We start from the raw sequence: 18644 nt of genomic DNA on the forward strand, positions 1-18644 counted from the left end.
CGCGGGATCACGGCCAGCAGGCCGCGCACCGTCAGCTTGTCCATCGGGTAGTGCGACTCGAAGCCCTGCGCCATCATATGCTCGCCGCCGATGCCGTGAAAACGCGCGTCCGGCAGGTGCGGACGCAGTCCCGATAACAATCGCGCCGCCAGCACATCGCCCGAAGGCTCGCCGGCGACCATCGCCAGCGATAGTGGCAATGGCGATGGCAACAGCGACGCCAACGACGATGCTAACGGCGATGGCGACGCCGAAGGCCGCGGCGCAGTCATGCCGCCGATATCAGCGGACGATGCCACGGGTGGCGACGTTGAGGAATTCGCGCATCGAGCGGATCTGCTCGGCGGCGGCCGGTGTCGACTGTTCCTCGGCCAGCAGCGCGGCCTTGGCCTCTTCCAGCGTCAGGCCGGAACGGTAAATCAGCTTGTAGGCGGTGCGGATGCCGTTGATCTGCTCGCGCGTAAAACCGCGCCGCTTCAGGCCTTCGATATTAACGCCGTGCGCCTGCGCAGGATTACCGTTCAACAGCACGAACGGCGGCACGTCCTGGGTCAGCGAGGTGCTCATGCCGACAAACGCATGCGCGCCGATCTTGCAAAACTGGTGCACGTTGGCGAAGCCGCTCATGATGACCCAGTCGCCGATTTCAACGTGGCCGGCGATCTGCGCGTTGTTTGAGAAAATCGTATTGCTGCCGACCGTGCAGTCATGCGCCAGGTGGACATAGGCCGAGATCCAGTTGTCGTGGCCAAGCGTGGTCACGCCCTTGTCCTGCACCGTGCCGGTGTTGAAGGTGCAGAATTCACGGATGGTATTGCGGTCGCCGATGCTCAGGCGGGTCGGCTCGCCGGACCACTTCTTGTCCTGCGGCGCGGCGCCGATCGACGAGAACTGAAAGAACTTGTTGTCGCTGCCGATGCTCGTGTGGCCTTCGATGACCACGTGCGGTCCGACCACGGTGCCCGAGCCGATGCGCACGTAGGGGCCGATCACCGAGTACGGCCCGACCTCGACGCTGCTGTCGAGTTCCGCTTTCGGATCGACGATGGCGGTGGCGTGAATCTTCGACATGCTTACTTCCCCATGGGCTGGCTGGCGTCGGCGGCGCTGCGGATGGTGCACATCAGTTCAGCCTCGAGCGCGAGCTGGCCGTCGACCGTGCCGACCGCCTTGTATTTCCAGATGCCGCGCGCGTGGCGCAGGATCTCGACGTTCATCACCAGCTGGTCGCCCGGTTCGACCGGACGCTTGAAGCGCGCGTTGTCGATGCCGACGAAGTACACCACCGAGTTCTCGTCGGGCTTGACGCCGATCGACAGGAACGACAGGATGGCCGCCGTCTGCGCCATCGCCTCGATCATCAGCACGCCCGGCATGACCGGCTTGTGCGGGAAATGGCCGTTGAAGAATTCCTCGTTGACGGTGACGTTCTTGATCGCCGTGATGCGTTTGTTGGCCTCCCAATCCAGCACGCGGTCGACCAGCAGCATCGGATAACGATGCGGCAGGTACTGTTTGATCGCGTGGATATCCAGGCACTTCTTGGTGCAGGTGGATTCGGTGGTTTCAGGAGTGGTGGTCATGTCTTATTTCTCTTCTTGATTCGTCAGTGTTTTAATTGTTTTTTCCAGCGCCCGCACCTTGTCGCGCATGGCCGACAGGTTGCGCACGATGACGGCCGATTTTTCCCATTCGGCCGGACGCGACATCGGGTAGTAGCCGATGTAGGTGCCCGGCTCGGTGAGCGAGCGCGGGATCATCGTCGACGGGCCGACGTTGACGTGGTCGGCGATGGTGATATGGCCGTTGATCATGGCCGCGCCGCCGAAGGTGCAGTATTTGCCGACGGTAGTGCTGCCGGCCATGCCGACGCAGCCAGCCATCGCCGTGTGCGCGCCGATGTGGCAGTTATGGGCGATCTGGATCAGGTTGTCGAGCTTGACGCCGTCCTCGATGACGGTGTCGCTCAAGGCGCCGCGGTCGATGCAGGTGTTGGCGCCGATCTCGACGTCGTCGCCGATGCTGACTGCGCCGAGCTGTTCGATTTTCACGTAGCCGCTCTTGCTGGGCGCAAAGCCGAAGCCATCCGCACCGATGACCACGCCGCTGTGGACGATGCCGCGCGCGCCGATGCGGCAGCCGTAGCCCAGCACGACGCGCGGTGCGAGACGGGTGTGATCGCCGACGACCGCCTCGCGCTCGACGACGCAGTGCGCGCCGATGCGGGCATGGTCGCCGATGACGGCGCCCGCCTCGATGACGGCCAGCGGACCGATCTCCACGCCCTGCCCCAGCCGGGCTTCAGGCGAAACAACGGCGCTGGCGTGCACGCCCGGCTGCGTGGCCGGGTGCGTGAGCGCCGCCCACCACTGCGTCAGCCGGGCGAAGTAGAGGTAGGGATCGGGCGTGACGATGGCCGCACCGCGAGCGCAGGCGGCATCCGCCAGGGCGGGCGCGACGATGACGCAGGCGGCCCGTGTCGTGCCGAGCTGGGCTTGGTAGCGCGGGTTGGCGAGGAAGCTGATGCTGCGCTCGTCGGCCTCGTCCAGTGGCGCAATGCCTGAAATGCGTGTATCGGACCCACCATGCAAATCGCCGCCCAAGGCGGCGATCAGCTCGGTGAGCGCGACGGGTGTCGCGGTCACTGATGCACCCTTCGGCCTGCGGCCTGTCCCGCCAAGCGGGAGCGAGCTTGCTTGGGGCGGCCCGGCGCGGCGCTCATGCGTCGCGCGGCTTACTTCTGCGCGTTCAGCGCGTCGATCACCTTCTTGGTGATGTCCACGCGGGCGCTGAAGTGAATCGCGTCCTGCAGGATGAGGTCGTACTTGTCGGCCTCGAAAATCTGCTTGATGACCTTGTTGGCACGCTCAACGACGACCGACAACTCTTCGTTCTTGCGCTGGGTTAGGTCTTCCTGCCATTCGCGACGCTTGCGTTGCAGGTCACGTTCCTGCTCGACGACATCGCGCTGGCGGCGGCCCCGCTCGGCTTCGGCCAGCGTCGGCGCGTCCTTCTCGAGTTTTTCGGCAGCACCGCGGAGTTTGGCTTCCAGGTCGCGCAGATCCTTCTCGCGCTTGCCGAATTCCGCTTCCAGCTTGATCTGCGCCGCCTTGGCCAGGTTGGCTTCGCGCAGCACACGTTCGCTGTTGACGTAGCCGATCTTCATTTCCTGGGCTTGCACGGCCGAGGTGGCCACCATCATCACCGTGGCCAGGGCCACCGATTGCAAGAGCTTGCTCATCATCAGAATGCAGTCCCGATCTGGAATTGGAATTTCTCGATTCTATCCGTGCGTTCCTTGCGGATAGGTTTGCCATAGCTGAGGCGCAGCGGACCCATCGGCGAGATCCAAGACAGGCCGATACCGACCGATGCACGGACGGTGTCGAGCTTGATCTTTTCTTCCGAACCCCAGATGTTGCCGGCGTCGCCGAACAGGAAGATGCGGAAGCTCTTGTCGTTGCCGCTGCCGGGCACCGGCAGGTAGAGCTCGGCATTGAGGTTGAAGCGCCGGTTGCCGCCGCTGTAGGAGCCGGTGTTGTCGACCGGGCCGAGGGAGCCGGCCTCGAAGACACGCACCGAGCCCAGACCGCCGCCGTAGAAGTTCTTGAAGACGGGATAAGGCCGACTACCCAGGCCCGTACCCCAGCCCAGTTCGCTGTTGATGCCCAGCGTGATCTTGTTCGTGATCTCGAAGTATTCCTGGTACTGCAGGTTCAGGCGGGCGAAGCGGGCATCACCCAGGGCGCTGAGCTCGAAGTTGGCGCGCGTGTAGCGGCCCTTCTGCGGCGTGATGACGCTGTCGCGGCTGTCGCGCTGCCAGCCGACGGTCAGCGGGATCGAGTTGCTGCGCTGGCCAAACTGATTGACGTAGAGCAGATAGCTGTTGGGCAGGCCGCGCGAGGTCGTGATGTCGGTCTGCTCGTAGCCCACGCCGAGGAACACCGTGTCCAGTTCGGAAAACGGCACGCCGAAGCGGATCGAACCACCCTTGGTGACGTATTCGTATTCCTCGCCCAGCGTGTTGATGGGCTTGGTCGTCCGGTAGAACAAGTCCAGTGCGCGCGACACGCCGTCCACCGTGAAGTACGGGTCCACCGTCGAGACCTGTAGCTGACGGCCCGTGCGGGCGGTCGCCACGTCGATGCCGAGGTAGTTGCCCGAACCGAAGACGTTGTCCTGGCGGATGGAGCCGGTGAAGGACAGCTTGGTCTGGCTGGAGTAGCCGGCGCCGACGGTGATGGCACCGGTGGGGCGCTCGACGACGGTCAGGATGACGTCGACCTGATCCTGGGCACCTGGCACCTCCTGGGTGTCGATCGAGACTTCCTTGTCCTTGAAGTAACCCAGGCGCTCGACACGGTCACGCGAGGACTTGATCTTCTGGCCGTCGTACCAGGCCGCCTCGAACTGGCGGAATTCGCGGCGGATGACTTCATCCCGCGTGCGCGAGTTGCCGGAAATGATGACCTTGCGCACGTAGACGCGGCGCTGCGGCTCGCCGATGAAGGTCACGACGACCTGGCCGGTTTCACGGTTGATCTCGGGCTTGCTGTCGGCACGCGCGAAGGCATAGCCGTAGGTGCCGTACAGGTCGCTGAAGGCGCGCGTCGTCTGCGCCACGGCTTCGCCTTGGTAGGCCTGGCCGGGCTTCAGGAAGATGAGGTGCTTGAAGTCTTCCTCGCGGCCGAGGAAGTCGCCCTCGAGCTTGACGCCGGTGACCGTGTAGGGCTGGCCTTCGCTGACCGTGACGGCCACGCTGATGCTCTGCTTGTCCGGCGAGATCGTGACCTGTGTGGAGGTGACGGCGAACTCGAGGTAGCCGCGGTTCAGGTAGTAGCTGCGGATGGTTTCCAGGTCCGCGTTCAGCTTGGCGCGCGAATAGCGGTCGGTCTTGGTGTACCAGGTCAGCCACCCGGACGTCGTCTGCTCCAGCAGGCCGAGCAGCGTGCTTTCGGAGAAGACCTTGCTGCCGAGGATGCGGATCTCGGCGATCTTGGCCGGCTCGCCTTCGGTGACGTTGAAGCTGACGTTGACGCGGTTGCGCTCGATAGGCGTGATCGTCGTCGTGACCTCGGCGCCATAGAGGCTGCGCGTGAGGTACTGGCGCTTGAGCTCCTGCTCGGCGCGGTCGGCGAGGGCGCGGTCGAAGGGCTTGCCCTCGCCGATGCCGACGTCCTTCAGCGACTTGGAAAGCGCTTCGGTGTCGAACTCCTTCAGGCCGACGAAGTTGACGTTGGCGATGATGGGGCGCTCGTCGATGATGACGACGACGGCAGTGCCGTCGATGCTGATGCGCACGTCCTTGAACAGGCCCGTGGCGAACAGCGCGCGCAGCGCGGCGGCGCCTTTTTCATCGTTATAGGTGTCGCCGATGCGGAAGGGCAGAGACGCGAAAACGGTGCCGGGGTCGGTGCGTTGAAGGCCTTCGACGCGGATGTCCCGCAGCACGAAGGGATCGACGGCCCAGGCCAAGCCTGACTGGAACATCCCCGTGATCGCCAAAGCGAGCAAGCCGAGGCGGGAGGGGCGGCGCTTCGCTCCCGAACTGAAAGGAAAGGACATGGGAACGGGAGTTTCAGTGCCAACCCGCATAACGGGCGACGTCGTTGGAAAGGGCCAAGGCCATCATCAGCATCAGGATCAGCAAGCCAGCTCGCTGCAATTGCTGCTGCCACCACTCGGAGAGGGGGCGGCCACTAATACCCTCGAAAAGATAATACATGAGGTGCCCGCCATCGAGCATCGGCAGCGGGAGCAGGTTCAGAACCGCGAGGCTCATCGAGATCGTCGCGAGGAAATTGAGGAAGGGCGACAAGCCGGCCTGCGCCGACTTGCCCGCGTAGTCTGCAATCGTCAGCGGGCCGCTGAAATTCTTTACCGAGGCTTCGCCGATGAGGATGCGGCCGATCAGCTTCACCATCGTCGTGGCCATGCCCCAGCACTGCTGGACACCGCGCCACAGGCCGTCAATGGGGCCGTAGCTGACGAAGACGAGTTCCGGCGGGCTCAGCCCGATGTCCAGCCGCCCGATACGCTGGCCGGCACTCTCGACGAGGCGCGGCATCGGGTTCAACTCAACCACCTGGCCGGCGCGCTCGACGCGCCAGACCATCGCGCGCGGTTGCTCGCCATCATGGGCGCGCCTGACAACATCGAGCAGAAAGCCAGCATCAGGCACGGCTTGGCCGTCGATAGTCAGTACACGATCACCCGCCAGCAGACCCGCCGCAGCGCCTGGCCCACCGGCCACTACCTGAGGGATCAAAGGTTCGGCGAGCGGCACGAGGCCAATCTCATTGGAGCGCTTGGCATCGGGCGCACGGCCGGCCATCCGCTCAGTTTCCAAGCGCACGCTACGCGACGCATGCCCATGAGCGTCGGTGACGGAGAGGTGCAGGCCCTCGCCCACGGCCTGGGCACGCGCGACGGCATCTTGCAGATCGATGAGGGATTGGACGTCCTCCCACTGCTGACCGTCGCTGGAGACGGCGCGCACCCAGTCACCCGCATGCAGGCCGGCGCGCTCGGCCAGCGAGGCACTGGGCGGCGTGCCCAGCAGCGCCTTGGGTTGCTCGCTGCCGATCCAGGCCACCACCGTGAACAGCAGGATGGCCAGCACCCAATTCGCCGCCGGGCCAGCCGCGAGGATGGCCGCGCGCTGGCGCACCGGGCGGTTCTTGAAGGCCTGGTCGCGCTCATGGGCGGCGACCGGTTCGTCTCCCATGCCGAGCATGCGCACATAGCCACCCAGCGGCACGGCGCTGATCGCGAACTCGGTGCCACGGCGGTCAACCCGGCTCCACAGCACGCGACCGAAGCCGACGGAGAAGCGCAGCACCTTGACGCCGCAGGCCCGCGCGACGCGGTAGTGGCCCCATTCGTGGATGGGCACCAGGATGCCGATCGCGATGAAGAACCAGAAGGCCTTCTGGATCAGCTCCATGCGAGCACCTGCCTTTGCGCCAGTTCACGCACGCGGGCGTCGAGTGCGAGCAGGCCGTCGATGCTGCTGCATTCCGAGGCATCGGGGCTGACCGCGCCGAGGCAATGGGCGTTGAGCGCATGGATGCGGTCGAAGCGCAGGCGGCCGTTCAGGAAGGCATCGACAGCGATCTCGTTCGCCGCGTTCAGCACGGCCGTGCTGCCCTCCGCGCCGCGCAGCGCCTGCCACGACAGGTGCAGCCCGGGGAAGCGCACGGCGTCGGCGTCCTCGAATGTGAGGCTGGGCGTCGTCAGCAGATCGAGCCGGCTGGCGCCCGACGTGATGCGCTCGGGGAAGGACAGGCCGTAGGCGATGGGCACGCGCATGTCGGGCGTTCCAAGCTGGGCCAGCACGGACTGGTCGCGGCAGACCACCATCGAATGGATGATGCTCTGCGGATGGATGACCACCTTGATCTGATCCGGCGTGAGGTTGAACAGCCAGCGCGCCTCGATGACCTCCAGCGCCTTGTTCATCATCGTCGCCGAGTCGACCGAGATCTTGCGACCCATGACCCAGTTCGGGTGGGCGCAGGCCTGGTCCGGCGTCACGTCGGCCAGCGTCTTCGGGTCGCGGCTGCGGAAAGGGCCGCCGGAGGCCGTCAGCACGATGTGGTCGATGCGGTCATGCCAGGCTGCGCGGTCTTCCGGCAGGCACTGGAAGATGGCGGAATGCTCGCTGTCGATGGGCAGCAGCGTCGCGCCACCCTGCTGCACCGCCTGCATGAAGAGGGCGCCGCCGACGACGATGGCCTCCTTGTTGGCCAGCAGCAGGCGCTTGCCGGCACGAGCTGCCGCAATCGCGGGCGCAAGGCCGGCGGCGCCGACGATGGCGGCCATGACGGTGTCGACCTCGGGGTGAGCGGCGATGTCGGAAAGCGCCTGCGCGCCGTCCAGTACCTCGGTGCGGCTGCCGGCTTCACGCAACCGCTCACGCAGGCGCGCTGCGGCTTCGCGCTCGGGCATGACGGCGAAGCGTGGTTGCCAGGTCAGGCACTGGGCCAGCAGCTCGTCAACGCGGCTCATCGCACTCAGCGCGACGACCTGGTAGCGCTCGGGGTGGCGTGAGAGCACATCCAGCGTGTTGACGCCGATGGAGCCGGTCGAGCCGAGGACACAGACGCGTTGGCAGGTCATAGGCTGATCAGGGCAAGCGCCAGCGGGAACACCGGCAGCAGCGCGTCGATGCGGTCGAGCACGCCGCCGTGGCCTGGCAACAGGTTGCTGCTGTCCTTGGCCCCGGCCGCACGTTTGACGAGGGATTCGAACAGGTCACCCACGACGCTCATCGCGCCCAGGAAGACCAGGGCCAGCAGCGAAACGATGCCGTGGCGCTGAACGAGCAGCGTGTAGAGGCTGGGCGAGTCGACGGCGACCTGCATGTCGATGACATGCACCCACACGAAGCCGAGCAGGATGACACTGGCCAAACCGCCCCAAACGCCTTCCCAGCTCTTGCCCGGGCTGATGGCCGGCGCGAGCTTGCGCTTGCCGAAGGCGCGGCCACAGAAATAGGCAGCGATGTCGGCCATCCAGACGAGGCAGAAGACCGACAGGATGAAGTTGATGCCATGCACCTTGGCCTGCACGATGGCCAGCCAGGCGCCCCACAGCAGCACGGCGCCGAGTGCCAGCCGGGCACCGCGCGCGATGCGCGGCCAACCCGCCGGACCGGCGCGCAACGCATAGGCACCACCCAGCACCCAGACGAGACTGGCCAGGGTCCAGACCCAGGCCGGCGGCGCGTTCAACCCGCCGATCAACAGGGTCCACACGCAGGTCAATGCGAGCGCGACGCCAGCCGCGATGGCGCCCGTGCCAGGCAGGCCGTTGAGCCGCGCCCACTCCCAACCGGCCGCGCCAATCATGGCGACCGCAACCCAGGCGAATGGCCAGGGCGATGCCATGAAGAGCACGGGCAGCAGGACGGCCAGCAGTACAACGGCGGTGATGATGCGGGTCTTCAGCATGGCTTGACCTTACGCCGAGGGCGGCGCTTCCTTCACGCCGCCGAAGCGACGGTCACGCTCATGGAAGGCGGCGATGGCCGCATCCAGTTCACGCTCCCCGAACTCTGGCCAGAGACAGTCCGAAAACACGAACTCGGTGTACGCCGCCTGCCAGAGCAGGAAGTTGCTGATGCGCACCTCGCCGCCTGTGCGGATGAAGAGGTCGGGGTCGGGCGCATAGCTCATGGCCATGAACTCCGACAGCTTGGCCTCGGTCAGCTCATCGGCTTTCACACCGGCGGTGATCGCCGCCTTGCAGGCCTGCACGATGTCCCAGCGGCCGCCGTAGTTGAAGGCGACGTTGAGCGTCAGCTTGCTGTTGTGCAGCGTGCTGGTCTCGGCCTCGTTCCAGGCATTGCGCAGTTTGTCGGACACCGCTTCGCGATCCCCGACGATGCGGATGCGCACGCCCATCGCACCCATCTTTGCGAGATAGCGGCTCACGGCCGCCAGCACCAGGCCCATGAGGCCCGAGACCTCGTCGCTCGGGCGCTTCCAGTTCTCGCTGGAGAAGGCAAAGACGGTGACGTGCTCGATGCCACGGTCGATGCAGGCCTGGACGATCTTGACGAGCGAATCCACACCGGCCTTGTGGCCGAAGAAGCGCGGCAGGAAGCGCTTCTTGGCCCAGCGGCCGTTGCCGTCCATGACGATGGCCACGTGGCGCGGCGGCGCCGGGCGGTCTTGCGCCATGACTGGCTTGCTCAAGACGGCGCTCAAACCGCCAGGATCTCGGCTTCCTTGCCCGAGACCAGCTTATCGATCTCGGAGATCACGCGGTCGGTGAGCTTCTGCACCTCGTCGAGGCTGCGACGCTCGTCGTCCTCGCCGATTTCCTTGTCCTTGAGCAGCTTCTTGGCCTGCTCGTTGGCATCGCGACGCAGGTTGCGCACGGCGACCTTGGCGTCCTCGCCGGCGTTGCGCACGACCTTGGTCAGGTCACGGCGGCGCTCTTCGGTCAGCGGCGGCATCGGCACGCGGATCAGGTCGCCCTGGCTGGCCGGGTTCAGGCCCAGATCCGATTCGCGGATGGCCTTCTCGATCTTGGCGCCCATGCCCTTTTCCCAGGGCTGGACGGAGATGGTGCGGGCATCCAGCAGCGTCACATTGGCCACCTGCGAGATGGGCACCAGCGAGCCGTAGTAGTCGACGTTGACCTGGTCCAGCAGGCCGGGGTGGGCGCGGCCGGTGCGGATCTTGTGCAGATCGCTCTTCAGCGACTCGATCGACTTCGCCATGCGGCCTTCAGCGTTCTTCTTGATGTCGGCAATGCTCATCTTCTTTCCTTGCGGGACAGACCGCCCGAGCGTAGCGAGTAGCTCTGTCCCCAACTGACTAAGACTGAATTAAACGTGGACCAGCGTGCCCTCGTCTTCGCCCTGCACCACGCGCTTCAACGCGCCAGTTTTGAAGATGCTGAATACCTTGATCGGCAGCTTCTGGTCGCGGCACAGCGCGAAGGCAGCGCCGTCCATGACTTGCAGGTTCTTCGAGATCACCTCATCGAACGTGATGCTCGTGTAGCGCGTGGCGCTCGGGTCCTTCTTGGGGTCGGCCGAGTAGACGCCATCGACCTTGGTGGCCTTCAGCACGATTTCGGCGCCGATCTCGGCACCGCGCAGCGCGGCGGCCGTGTCGGTCGTGAAGAAGGGGTTGCCGGTGCCGGCGGCGAAGACGACGACCTTGCCTTCTTCGAGATACTGCAGCGCCTTGGGGCGCACATAGGGCTCGACGACCTGCTCGATGGCAATCGCGGACATGACGCGGGCAATCATGCCTTCCTGGCGCATCGTGTCGGCCAGGGCCAGCGAGTTCATGACGGTGGCCAGCATGCCCATGTAGTCGGCCGTCGCGCGGTCCATGCCGACGGCGCCGCCGGCCACGCCGCGGAAGATGTTGCCGCCGCCAATGACCACGGCGACTTCGACACCCATCTGCGTGATCTCGCGGACTTCCTGCACCATGCGCACGATGGTCGCGCGATTGATGCCGTAGGCGTCGTCACCCATGAGGGCTTCGCCGGAGAGTTTGAGCAGGATGCGTTTGTACGCAGGCATGGTGTCCTCTGAGAGTCTGGAGAAGGGCTGGCAGTGGCCCGGAAGTTTAAAGGGCGCCAACTTGGCGCCCCCTTCATTTCGTTCTATTTCGCAAGCGTCTTTACTGACCCTTGGCAGCCGCGACCTGCGCAGCTACTTCGGCGGCGAAGTCGTCGACCTTCTTCTCGATGCCTTCACCGACGACGTAGAGCGTGAAGCCCTTGACCGTCGTGTTGGCAGCCTTGAGATGGGCGCCCACGGTCTGCTTGCCGTCGGCGGCCTTCACGAAGACCTGGTCCAGCAGCGAGACTTCCTTCAGGAACTTCTGCACCGAGCCTTCGACCATCTTGGCGATGATGTCGGCCGGCTTGCCGGATTCGGCGGCCTTCTCGGTGGCGATGCGGCGCTCTTTCTCGACCAGCTCGGCCGACACGTCGGCGCTCGACAACGCGGCCGGCTTCATCGCGGCGATGTGCATGGCGACGTCCTTGGCAGCGACGTCGTCACCTTCGAACTCAACGACCACGCCGATGCGCGTGCCGTGCAGATAGGTCGCCAGCTTGCTGCCGGTGTAGCGCTGGAAGCGGCGGATCGACATGTTCTCGCCGATCTTGCCGATCAGGCCGCGGCGCACGTCTTCCACGGTCGGGCCGAAGCCTTCCTGGGACAGCGGCAGTGCCGACAGCGCGGCCACGTCCGCCGGGTTTTGCTCAGCCACCAAGCCGGCCAGTGCGCCCACGAAGGCCAGGAAGGCGTCGTTCTTCGAGACGAAGTCGGTCTCGCAGTTCACTTCGATCAGCGCGCCGTTGCCGCCGACCACAGCCGCGGCAACGATGCCTTCGGCGGTGATGCGCGATGCGGCCTTGCCGGCCTTGTTGCCCAGCTTGACGCGCAGGATCTCTTCAGCGCGGCTCATGTCGCCTTCGGCCTCGGTCAGCGCCTTCTTGCACTCCATCATCGGGGCGTCGGTGCGGGCACGCAGTTCGCCCACCATGCTTGCGGTGATAGCAGCCATATCTCTTCTCCAGATTTCGGTTGGCAAAAGGGGCCTCGCGGCCCCTTTCAGATGCGGGGTCGAAAGGGCTTACGCCTGTTCGGAAACCTCGACGAACTCGTCGCCGGCAGGGGCAACCGCAGCCAGCACTTCGTTCGAGGCGTTGGCGCGGCCTTCAAGCACGGCGTCAGCGATGGCGCGGGCGTACAGCGCCACAGCCTTGGCCGAGTCGTCGTTGCCGGGGATGACGTAGTCGATGCCCACAGGCGAGTGGTTCGTGTCCACGATGCCGATGACGGGAATGCCGAGCTTCTTGGCTTCGGCGACGGCAATCTTGTGATAGCCGACGTCGATGACGAAGACGGCGTCGGGCAGCGAGGTCATGTCCTGGATGCCGCCGATGTTCTTCTCAAGCTTGGTGATGTCACGCTGGAACATCAGCGCTTCCTTCTTGATCGCGGGCTGGGTGCCGGCGTCGACCTGGGCTTGCATGTCCTTCAGGTTTTTGAGGGACGTCTTGACCGTCTTGAAGTTGGTCATCATGCCGCCGAGCCAACGGGCATCGACGTAGGGCATGCCGGCGCGCAGGGCTTCCGAGGCGATCACTTCACGGGCCTGACGCTTCGTGCCGACCATCAGGATGGTGCCGCGCTTGGCAGCGAGTTGGCGCACGAACTTCAACGCATCGTTGAACGCGGGCAGCGTCTTCTCGAGGTTGATGATGTGAATCTTGTTGCGATGGCCGTAGATATACGGGGCCATCTTGGGATTCCAGAAGCGGGTCTGGTGACCGAAATGGACGCCGGCTTCCAGCATCTCGCGCATCGTGACTGACATGGGTTTTACTCCGAAGGTTGTGTCTAAAATCCGGCCCGAATCGCGTTGCAGCACATGGAAACAGCTGTTTCAGCTGATTTCTCAAGAGCCGCAAACACAACACCTTTGTGTGACCGGTTTGCGATTTGTTGCGACGAGTAGTGCTGAATTCCTCAGCCACACACCCTCACAACCGTTCTGCCAAGGTCTTGCAGCGCTCAATTGCGCTACCGCCTCCGGCAAAACTCGCAGAGTATACACAGCATGGCCTTTTTCAGCCAAAGCCGCTTCACGGCGGCCGCGAGCGTGCCCGCCGGCACGTCCCATCAGGTGCCCGCTTGAGCCGCCGCGTTGCGGTGGTGGGTGCCGGGCTGGCAGGCGTGACGACGGCCTATGAGCTGGCCGCGCTGGGCTGGCAGGTCCAGGTCTTCGAGCGCGGCGGCAGCGTCGCCGAGCAGGCCAGCTTCGCGAGCAGCGCGTTGCTGTCGCCTTTCGTGCCTCATGTTGGCGACGCCGCCACGCCCGCGCCATTGGCTTGGCGCTGGCGCCGCTGGCGCGCTGGCCGGCGCGGCGGCGACGCGCCGTCGACTCTGGCGGCGCTGAGCCAGCTCGGCCTGGCGCGCACGGACGAGCTGCGGCGCAGCCTGGGCCTGGACGACGAGGCTACAGAGGGCCTGCTCGTCGCCCTCGTCGATGCCAAGCGCGTCGCGGCGGCACAGGCCCGGCTCGACGCGTGGAGGGCGATGGGCTTGGCGATCGAGCTGCTCGATCCCGATCAGGCGCGCCGCCGCGAGCCGGGGCTGAACGTCGACGCCCCGCTGGCCGGCGCGCTCGCCCTCGCCCATGGCGGCGCCGGCAATGCTCGCCTCTTTGCCCAGCAACTGCGCCAGCAGGCCCAGCGCCTAGGCGCCGCCTTTCGCTTCCACACGACGGTGCGCGCTATCACCACCGATGGCGGCGGCCTGACGCTGCGCCATGAGTACACGCCGCCGCCGGAGGCGCCGACACGCGCCGCCGAGCGCGACGCCGGCGATACCCTGCCTCAGCTGCTCGGGTCCCAGGACGAGCGTTTCAACGCCGTCGTGCTCTGCAACGGCCTGGACGCGCCGTCGCTGCTCGGCCAGCGCCTGCCTGGGCTCAAGCTGGCGGCCCAGCACGAAGCCTCGGTCACCGCGCCGTTGCGCCTGCTCGAAGCCCACCCCGATCTCGGGCCCAAGGCCGGCTGGGTCGATCCCTCGCGTGGTCTCACCGTCACACGCATCGGTCAACGCGTGCGCGTGAGCGGCGGCATCGCGGTGACCGGCACCAAGGGCCGGAGCGCGCCCGACTTCGAGACCCTGCACCGCGGCTTGCAGCACTGGTTCCCGGGTTCGGTGTTGCACCAGCAGGTGCAGCACGGCCAGAGCCGGCGCGCGCTGCCGGCCGACGGTCTGCCGCTGCTCGGCGCCAGCGGCAGGCCAGGCCTGTGGCTCAACCTGTCGCCCGCCGGCAATGGCTGGGGCCTGGCCTGCGGCGCGGCCCAGGCGCTGGCCCAGCAGATCACCGGGCAGGTGCCGACGCTCGACATCGGCCCGCTGGGCCCGCAGCGCCTGGCCTAAGCTCCCAGGCATGCACACGCTGCTGCCCACCACCACCGCCCTGCCCCTGTTTGACGTTGCCGCCAGCCGGCGCATCGAGGCGCGCGCGCTGCTCCATTCGCCGGACCTGATGGAGAGAGCCGGGTTGGCCGTTGCCAAGCTCACGCTGGCGCTGCGGCGCGGCGAAGGGCCGGTCTGGTTGGTCTGTGGCGCGGGCAACAACGGCGGTGATGGCCGCGTCGCGGCGCGGCGGCTGGCCGAGGCCGGCGTGGCCGTGCATGTCGGCCATGACGCGCCGCAGCGCCCTGCCCTCGTCATCGACGCGCTGCTCGGCCTGGGGCTCAACCGCGCACCTTCGGCCGACCTGCTCAAGACCATCGCCGCGATGCAGGCTTGTGGCGCCCCCATCCTCGCGGTCGACCTGCCCAGCGGCCTGCTTGCCGACACCGGCCAGGCCGCTGGCGAACGGGCCGTGCGCGCCGACCACACGCTGGCGCTGCTGACACTCAAGCCCGGCCTCTTCACCGGCGAGGGCCGCGCGCACGGCGGGCGGATCTGGTTCGATGACCTGGGCATCGCCTCGGATGAAACCCCACCGGCCGAACTGCTCGGTCACACGCCTCATCCACAGCGCGGCCCGACCAGCCACAAGGGCAGCCACGGCCAGGTGCTGGTGGTGGGCGGCCAGCCGGGCATGCAGGGTGCGGCCCGGCTGGCCGCACGGGCGGCGCTGGCCTGTGGCGCGGGGCGCGTCTACGTGGACCTGCTCGGTCTGCCGGCGCAGGAGGTCGCCGACGCCGGCCGGCCCGAGCTGATGCGCGGCACGCTGGCAGAGCTGCCTCAAGCGGTGGGCGTCGTCGGTTGCGGCGCCGGCATGGGCATTGCGGCGGCTCTGCCGGAACTGCTGCGCCAGCTGCCGCGCCTCGTCATCGACGCAGATGCGTTGAACGCCATTGCCGCCGACCCGGCCTTGCAGGATCTTTTGCGCGCCCGGTCTGCGGGCCCAACGCTGCTCACGCCTCATCCTCTGGAAGCCGCGCGCCTGCTTGGCCGCGACACCGCCAGCGTCCAGGCCGACCGCCTCGCCGCCGCGCGCGAGCTGGCGGAGCGCCTGCGCTGCTCCGTCGTGTTGAAAGGGTCCGGCAGCGTCATCGCCACGCCCGGCGAGCGAATGGCCATCTGCGCCAGCGGCGGGCCGGCGCTGGCCACGGCCGGCAGCGGCGACGTGCTGGCCGGCTGGCTGGGCGGCCTGTGGGCTCAGCAGCCCTGGCTCAGCGCGCATGCCGTCGCCTGCGCCGGCGTGGACGCACATGGGCGAGCCGGCGAGGTGGATGGCGTGCTGCGCGCCGGCGATCTCATCGAACGCCTGGCCGCGCAGCACTGACGCCCAGCGACTTCAGCGCCGCTTGCGCGTGGGCGGCTTGGGCGCCGTCTTCTTGGCGGCCCGGCCAGCGGCCCGTTTGGCAGCCTGCTGCGCAGCTTTGACAGGGTGCAGCGCCGCGACGACGGCCTTGCGGCTCTGCTTCACGTCACGGTCGGTCTGCTGCACTTCATCGAGCGCCTCGACGGCGGTCTTGGGCGCGCGCTTCTTGGCGGGCGACCTGCCCGACGGCTTGCCGGTCGGTTTGCCCGCAGCGCCTCGGCCGGACGAACGCGCGTCTTCCGAATCACGCACGAGGCGGAAGTCGATGCGGCGGCCATCCAGGTCGACACGGCTGACCTGCACCTGCACGCGCGCACCCGTGGCGTAGCGGATGCCTGTGCGCTCGCCGCGCAGCTCCTGGCGCACGTCGTCGAAGCGATAGTACTCGCCGCCCAGCTCGGTGATGTGCACCAGGCCTTCGACGTAGAGCGCATCGAGTTGCACGAAGAGCCCGAACGACGTGACCGCACTGACGGTGCCTGCGAACTCCTCGCCGAGGCGGTCGCGCATGTAGCGGCATTTCAGCCAGGCTTCGACATCGCGGCTGGCCTCGTCGGCACGGCGCTCGTTGGCGCTGCAATGCGCGCCGACGACTTCCCAGCGCTCGGTCTCGTTGCGCGCGTCCGCCGGGTTGGGCGGCGCCGCGCGGCCGGGGCGTTTGGGCGCCTGCGGCACGTTCATCTTGGCCGCGTCGAGCGTGTACTTCTTGCTGGCCAGCAAGGCCTTGATGACGCGGTGGACGAGCAGGTCCGGGTAGCGCCGGATGGGGCTCGTGAAGTGCGTGTAAGCCGGGTAGGCCAGGCCGAAATGGCCGGCGTTGATGCCGGTGTAGATGGCCTGCTGCATGGAGCGCAGCAGCATCGTGTGGATCTGCTGCGCGTCGGGGCGGTCCTTGGTCGCCTGCGCGATCTGTTGGTACTCGCGCGGCGTCGGGTCGTCGGAGATGCCCATGCCGATGCCCAGCGAGCGCAGATAGGCCTGCAGCGTCGTGCGCTTCTCGGGCGTGGGGCCTTCGTGCACACGGAACAGCGCGTGGTGCTTGTTGGACTGGATGAAGTCCGCCGAACAGGTGTTGGCGGCCAGCATGGCCTCCTCGATCAACCGGTGCGCGTCGTTGCGGGTGCGCGGAATGATCTTCTCGATGCGACCGTTGTCGTCGCAGACGATCTGCGTTTCGGTCGTCTCGAAGTCGATGGCGCCACGGCGGCCACGCTCGGCCAGCAGCGCGCGGTAGACCTCGTGCAGATGCAGCAGATGGGGAACGAGCTCGCGGCGCTTGGCGGCCTCCGGGCCGTGCGTATTGGCCAGGACGGCCGCGACCTCCGTGTAGGTGAAGCGCGCATGCGAGCTGATCACCGCCGGGTAGAACTGGTAGGCGCTGACGGTGCCGTCGCTGGACACGAGCATGTCGCAGACCATGCTGAGCCGGTCTTCATACGGGTTCAGCGAGCACAGGCCGTTGGAGAGCTTCTCCGGCAGCATCGGGATGACGCGGCGCGGGAAGTAGACCGACGTGGCGCGCTCGTAGGCGTCGGCGTCCAGCGCCTCACCCGGCTTCACGTAATGCGACACGTCGGCGATGGCCACCAGCAGGCGCCAGCCCTCGATGGCCTTCTTGCCGCGGCCCTGCTTGAAGGGCTCGCAGTAGACGGCATCGTCGAAGTCGCGCGCGTCTTCGCCATCGATGGTGACGAGGGGCACGTCGCGCAGGTCGACGCGACCTTTGAGGTCGGCGGCGCGCATCTTCTCCGGCAGCTTGGCGGACTGCGCCAGCGTCTCCGGGCTGAAGCGGTGCGGCACGTCGTACTTGCGCACGGCAATCTCGATCTCCATGCCGGGGTCGTCGATCTCGCCGAGCACCTCGACGACGCGGCCGACGGGCTTGGAGTAGAGCGACGGCGGCTCGGTCAGCTCGACGGCGACGACCTGGCCCGCCGTCGCGTTGGCGATGCCGTTCTTGGGGATCAGGATGTCCTGGCCCATGCGGCGGTCTTCCGGCGCGACCAGCCAGATGCCCGATTCGAGCAGCAGGCGGCCGATGAGGGGCCGCTTCTTGCGCTCCAGGATCTCCAGCACCTTGCCCTCGGGCCGGCCGCGCTTGTCGAAGCGGACCACCTTCACCCGCAGGCGGTCGCCGTGCATGACGGCGTGCGTCTCCTGAGACGACAAAAAGACGTCGGCCGAGCCGTCATCGGGGATCAGGAAGCCATGCCCGTCCCGATGGCCTTGCAACGTGCCTTCGACCTCGGCGAGCAGGCCAGCACCCTCGCCCTTAGGCGAACTGTTCGTGTTCTTCAAGTTTTTGATGATAGGATCCTTGCTTTCCTGAATAGCCAAGTCTTAGCTTCAACCCAGGTTGAAACAGAGTCTTGAGCACCTTGCCCAGGTGGCGGAATTGGTAGACGCACTAGTTTCAGGTACTAGCGGGTAACTCCGTGGAGGTTCGAGTCCTCTCCTGGGCACCAAGACAGAGATAAAAACAGAAGGCCTGCACGCAAGTGCGGGCCTTTTTGTTTGGTGGTTGGCTTAATGGGTTGATCGGGTTTTTGATCGCAGTGAAGCTGCGGGCGACGGCGTTCATCGCACACATTATTCTTAGGTTTGCGCAGGTTTACCGTCAAATCGCAAACTTCTTTGCCAGGCCTTCGGGCCTCAGCTCGTCGTACTCTTCAAAGGGCTGATGAATCCAGGGGCTCGTGGGCAAGAGCTCGACGTAATAGTCGGGCGTGTAGCTCGAAACACCTTTGGTCCAGATCACCGCCGAGCACAGCTCACTGATCGACGACATACTGCACAAACGATCAA

General features: G+C 66.3%; 16 protein-coding genes, 1 tRNA gene and 2 pseudogenes. 3 read left to right on the forward strand and 16 right to left on the reverse strand.

The features are described from left to right. The 14 genes and pseudogenes from ABIS05_RS10880 to rpsB form a co-directional block, all read right to left on the reverse strand. Window positions 1-182 (reverse strand): annotated as a pseudogene (locus ABIS05_RS10880) (lipid-A-disaccharide synthase); the annotation flags it as partial. 100 nt (window positions 183-282) lie between these two features. Beyond that, entirely contained in the window at window positions 283-1071 is a 789-nt protein-coding gene (lpxA, locus tag ABIS05_RS10885) for an acyl-ACP--UDP-N-acetylglucosamine O-acyltransferase (RefSeq protein ID WP_348014240.1), read from the reverse strand. A 2-nt stretch (window positions 1072-1073) separates the two neighbouring features. After that, window positions 1074-1583, reverse strand: coding sequence for a 3-hydroxyacyl-ACP dehydratase FabZ (gene fabZ, locus ABIS05_RS10890; RefSeq protein WP_348014241.1), 510 nt, complete (start codon window positions 1581-1583; stop codon window positions 1074-1076). A 3-nt stretch (window positions 1584-1586) separates the two neighbouring features. After that, entirely contained in the window at window positions 1587-2645 is a 1059-nt protein-coding gene (lpxD, locus tag ABIS05_RS10895) for a UDP-3-O-(3-hydroxymyristoyl)glucosamine N-acyltransferase (protein WP_348014242.1), read from the reverse strand. An 89-nt stretch (window positions 2646-2734) separates the two neighbouring features. After that, window positions 2735-3241 carry an OmpH family outer membrane protein gene (locus ABIS05_RS10900; RefSeq protein ID WP_348014243.1) on the reverse strand — a complete coding sequence of 169 codons (507 nt, stop codon included), beginning with the start codon at window positions 3239-3241 and terminating at the stop codon, window positions 2735-2737. Window positions 3242-3243: 2 nt separating this feature from the next. Continuing rightward, window positions 3244-5490 carry an outer membrane protein assembly factor BamA gene (gene bamA, locus ABIS05_RS10905; RefSeq protein ID WP_348014244.1) on the reverse strand — a complete coding sequence of 749 codons (2247 nt, stop codon included), beginning with the start codon at window positions 5488-5490 and terminating at the stop codon, window positions 3244-3246. Between the two features lie 88 nt (window positions 5491-5578). Continuing rightward, window positions 5579-6946, reverse strand: a complete 1368-nt coding sequence (gene rseP, locus ABIS05_RS10910) for an RIP metalloprotease RseP (RefSeq protein WP_348014245.1) — start codon at window positions 6944-6946, stop codon at window positions 5579-5581. Beyond that, complete coding sequence (ispC, locus tag ABIS05_RS10915; RefSeq protein WP_348014246.1) at window positions 6937-8121, reverse strand: 1-deoxy-D-xylulose-5-phosphate reductoisomerase; 1185 nt, start codon at window positions 8119-8121, stop codon at window positions 6937-6939. Before ispC ends, rseP begins: the two co-directional genes overlap by 10 nt. After that, window positions 8118-8954 carry a phosphatidate cytidylyltransferase gene (locus ABIS05_RS10920; RefSeq protein ID WP_348014247.1) on the reverse strand — a complete coding sequence of 279 codons (837 nt, stop codon included), beginning with the start codon at window positions 8952-8954 and terminating at the stop codon, window positions 8118-8120. The genes ispC and ABIS05_RS10920 overlap by 4 nt, the downstream gene beginning before the upstream one ends. 9 nt (window positions 8955-8963) lie before the next feature. After that, complete coding sequence (gene uppS, locus ABIS05_RS10925) at window positions 8964-9686, reverse strand: polyprenyl diphosphate synthase (RefSeq protein WP_348014255.1); 723 nt, start codon at window positions 9684-9686, stop codon at window positions 8964-8966. 23 nt (window positions 9687-9709) lie between these two features. After that, the gene (gene frr, locus ABIS05_RS10930) at window positions 9710-10270 is read right to left on the reverse strand and encodes a ribosome recycling factor (protein ID WP_348014248.1); all 561 of its coding nucleotides are present in this window, start codon (window positions 10268-10270) and stop codon (window positions 9710-9712) included. A gap of 69 nt (window positions 10271-10339) precedes the next feature. Further along, a complete protein-coding gene (gene pyrH, locus ABIS05_RS10935; protein ID WP_348014249.1) occupies window positions 10340-11050 on the reverse strand; it encodes a UMP kinase in 711 nt (236 codons plus the stop codon). A gap of 100 nt (window positions 11051-11150) precedes the next feature. Then, complete coding sequence (gene tsf / locus ABIS05_RS10940; protein WP_348014250.1) at window positions 11151-12044, reverse strand: translation elongation factor Ts; 894 nt, start codon at window positions 12042-12044, stop codon at window positions 11151-11153. Between the two features lie 69 nt (window positions 12045-12113). Continuing rightward, window positions 12114-12860, reverse strand: coding sequence for a 30S ribosomal protein S2 (gene rpsB / locus ABIS05_RS10945; protein ID WP_348014251.1), 747 nt, complete (start codon window positions 12858-12860; stop codon window positions 12114-12116). Between the two features lie 317 nt (window positions 12861-13177). On the opposite strand from rpsB, the gene ABIS05_RS10950 reads away from it, so the two are divergent. Then, window positions 13178-14437 (forward strand): FAD-dependent oxidoreductase, encoded by a 1260-nt coding sequence (locus ABIS05_RS10950; protein WP_348014252.1) that lies wholly within the window; start codon window positions 13178-13180, stop codon window positions 14435-14437. A 10-nt stretch (window positions 14438-14447) separates the two neighbouring features. Continuing rightward, window positions 14448-15800 carry an NAD(P)H-hydrate dehydratase gene (locus ABIS05_RS10955; protein WP_348014253.1) on the forward strand — a complete coding sequence of 451 codons (1353 nt, stop codon included), beginning with the start codon at window positions 14448-14450 and terminating at the stop codon, window positions 15798-15800. A gap of 12 nt (window positions 15801-15812) precedes the next feature. Here ABIS05_RS10955 and rnr read toward each other — a convergent pair whose 3' ends face one another. Then, entirely contained in the window at window positions 15813-18137 is a 2325-nt protein-coding gene (gene rnr, locus ABIS05_RS10960) for a ribonuclease R (protein ID WP_348014254.1), read from the reverse strand. An 82-nt stretch (window positions 18138-18219) separates the two neighbouring features. On the opposite strand from rnr, the gene ABIS05_RS10965 reads away from it, so the two are divergent. Continuing rightward, window positions 18220-18304, forward strand: a tRNA-Leu gene (locus ABIS05_RS10965). 152 nt (window positions 18305-18456) lie between these two features. Here the strand turns inward: ABIS05_RS10965 and ABIS05_RS10970 are convergent. After that, window positions 18457-18644, reverse strand: a pseudogene (locus ABIS05_RS10970) (phosphoribosyltransferase); the annotation flags it as partial.

Origin of the sequence: Roseateles sp. (assembly GCF_039929605.1) — a bacterium.
GTDB lineage: Bacteria > Pseudomonadota > Gammaproteobacteria > Burkholderiales > Burkholderiaceae_C > Pelomonas.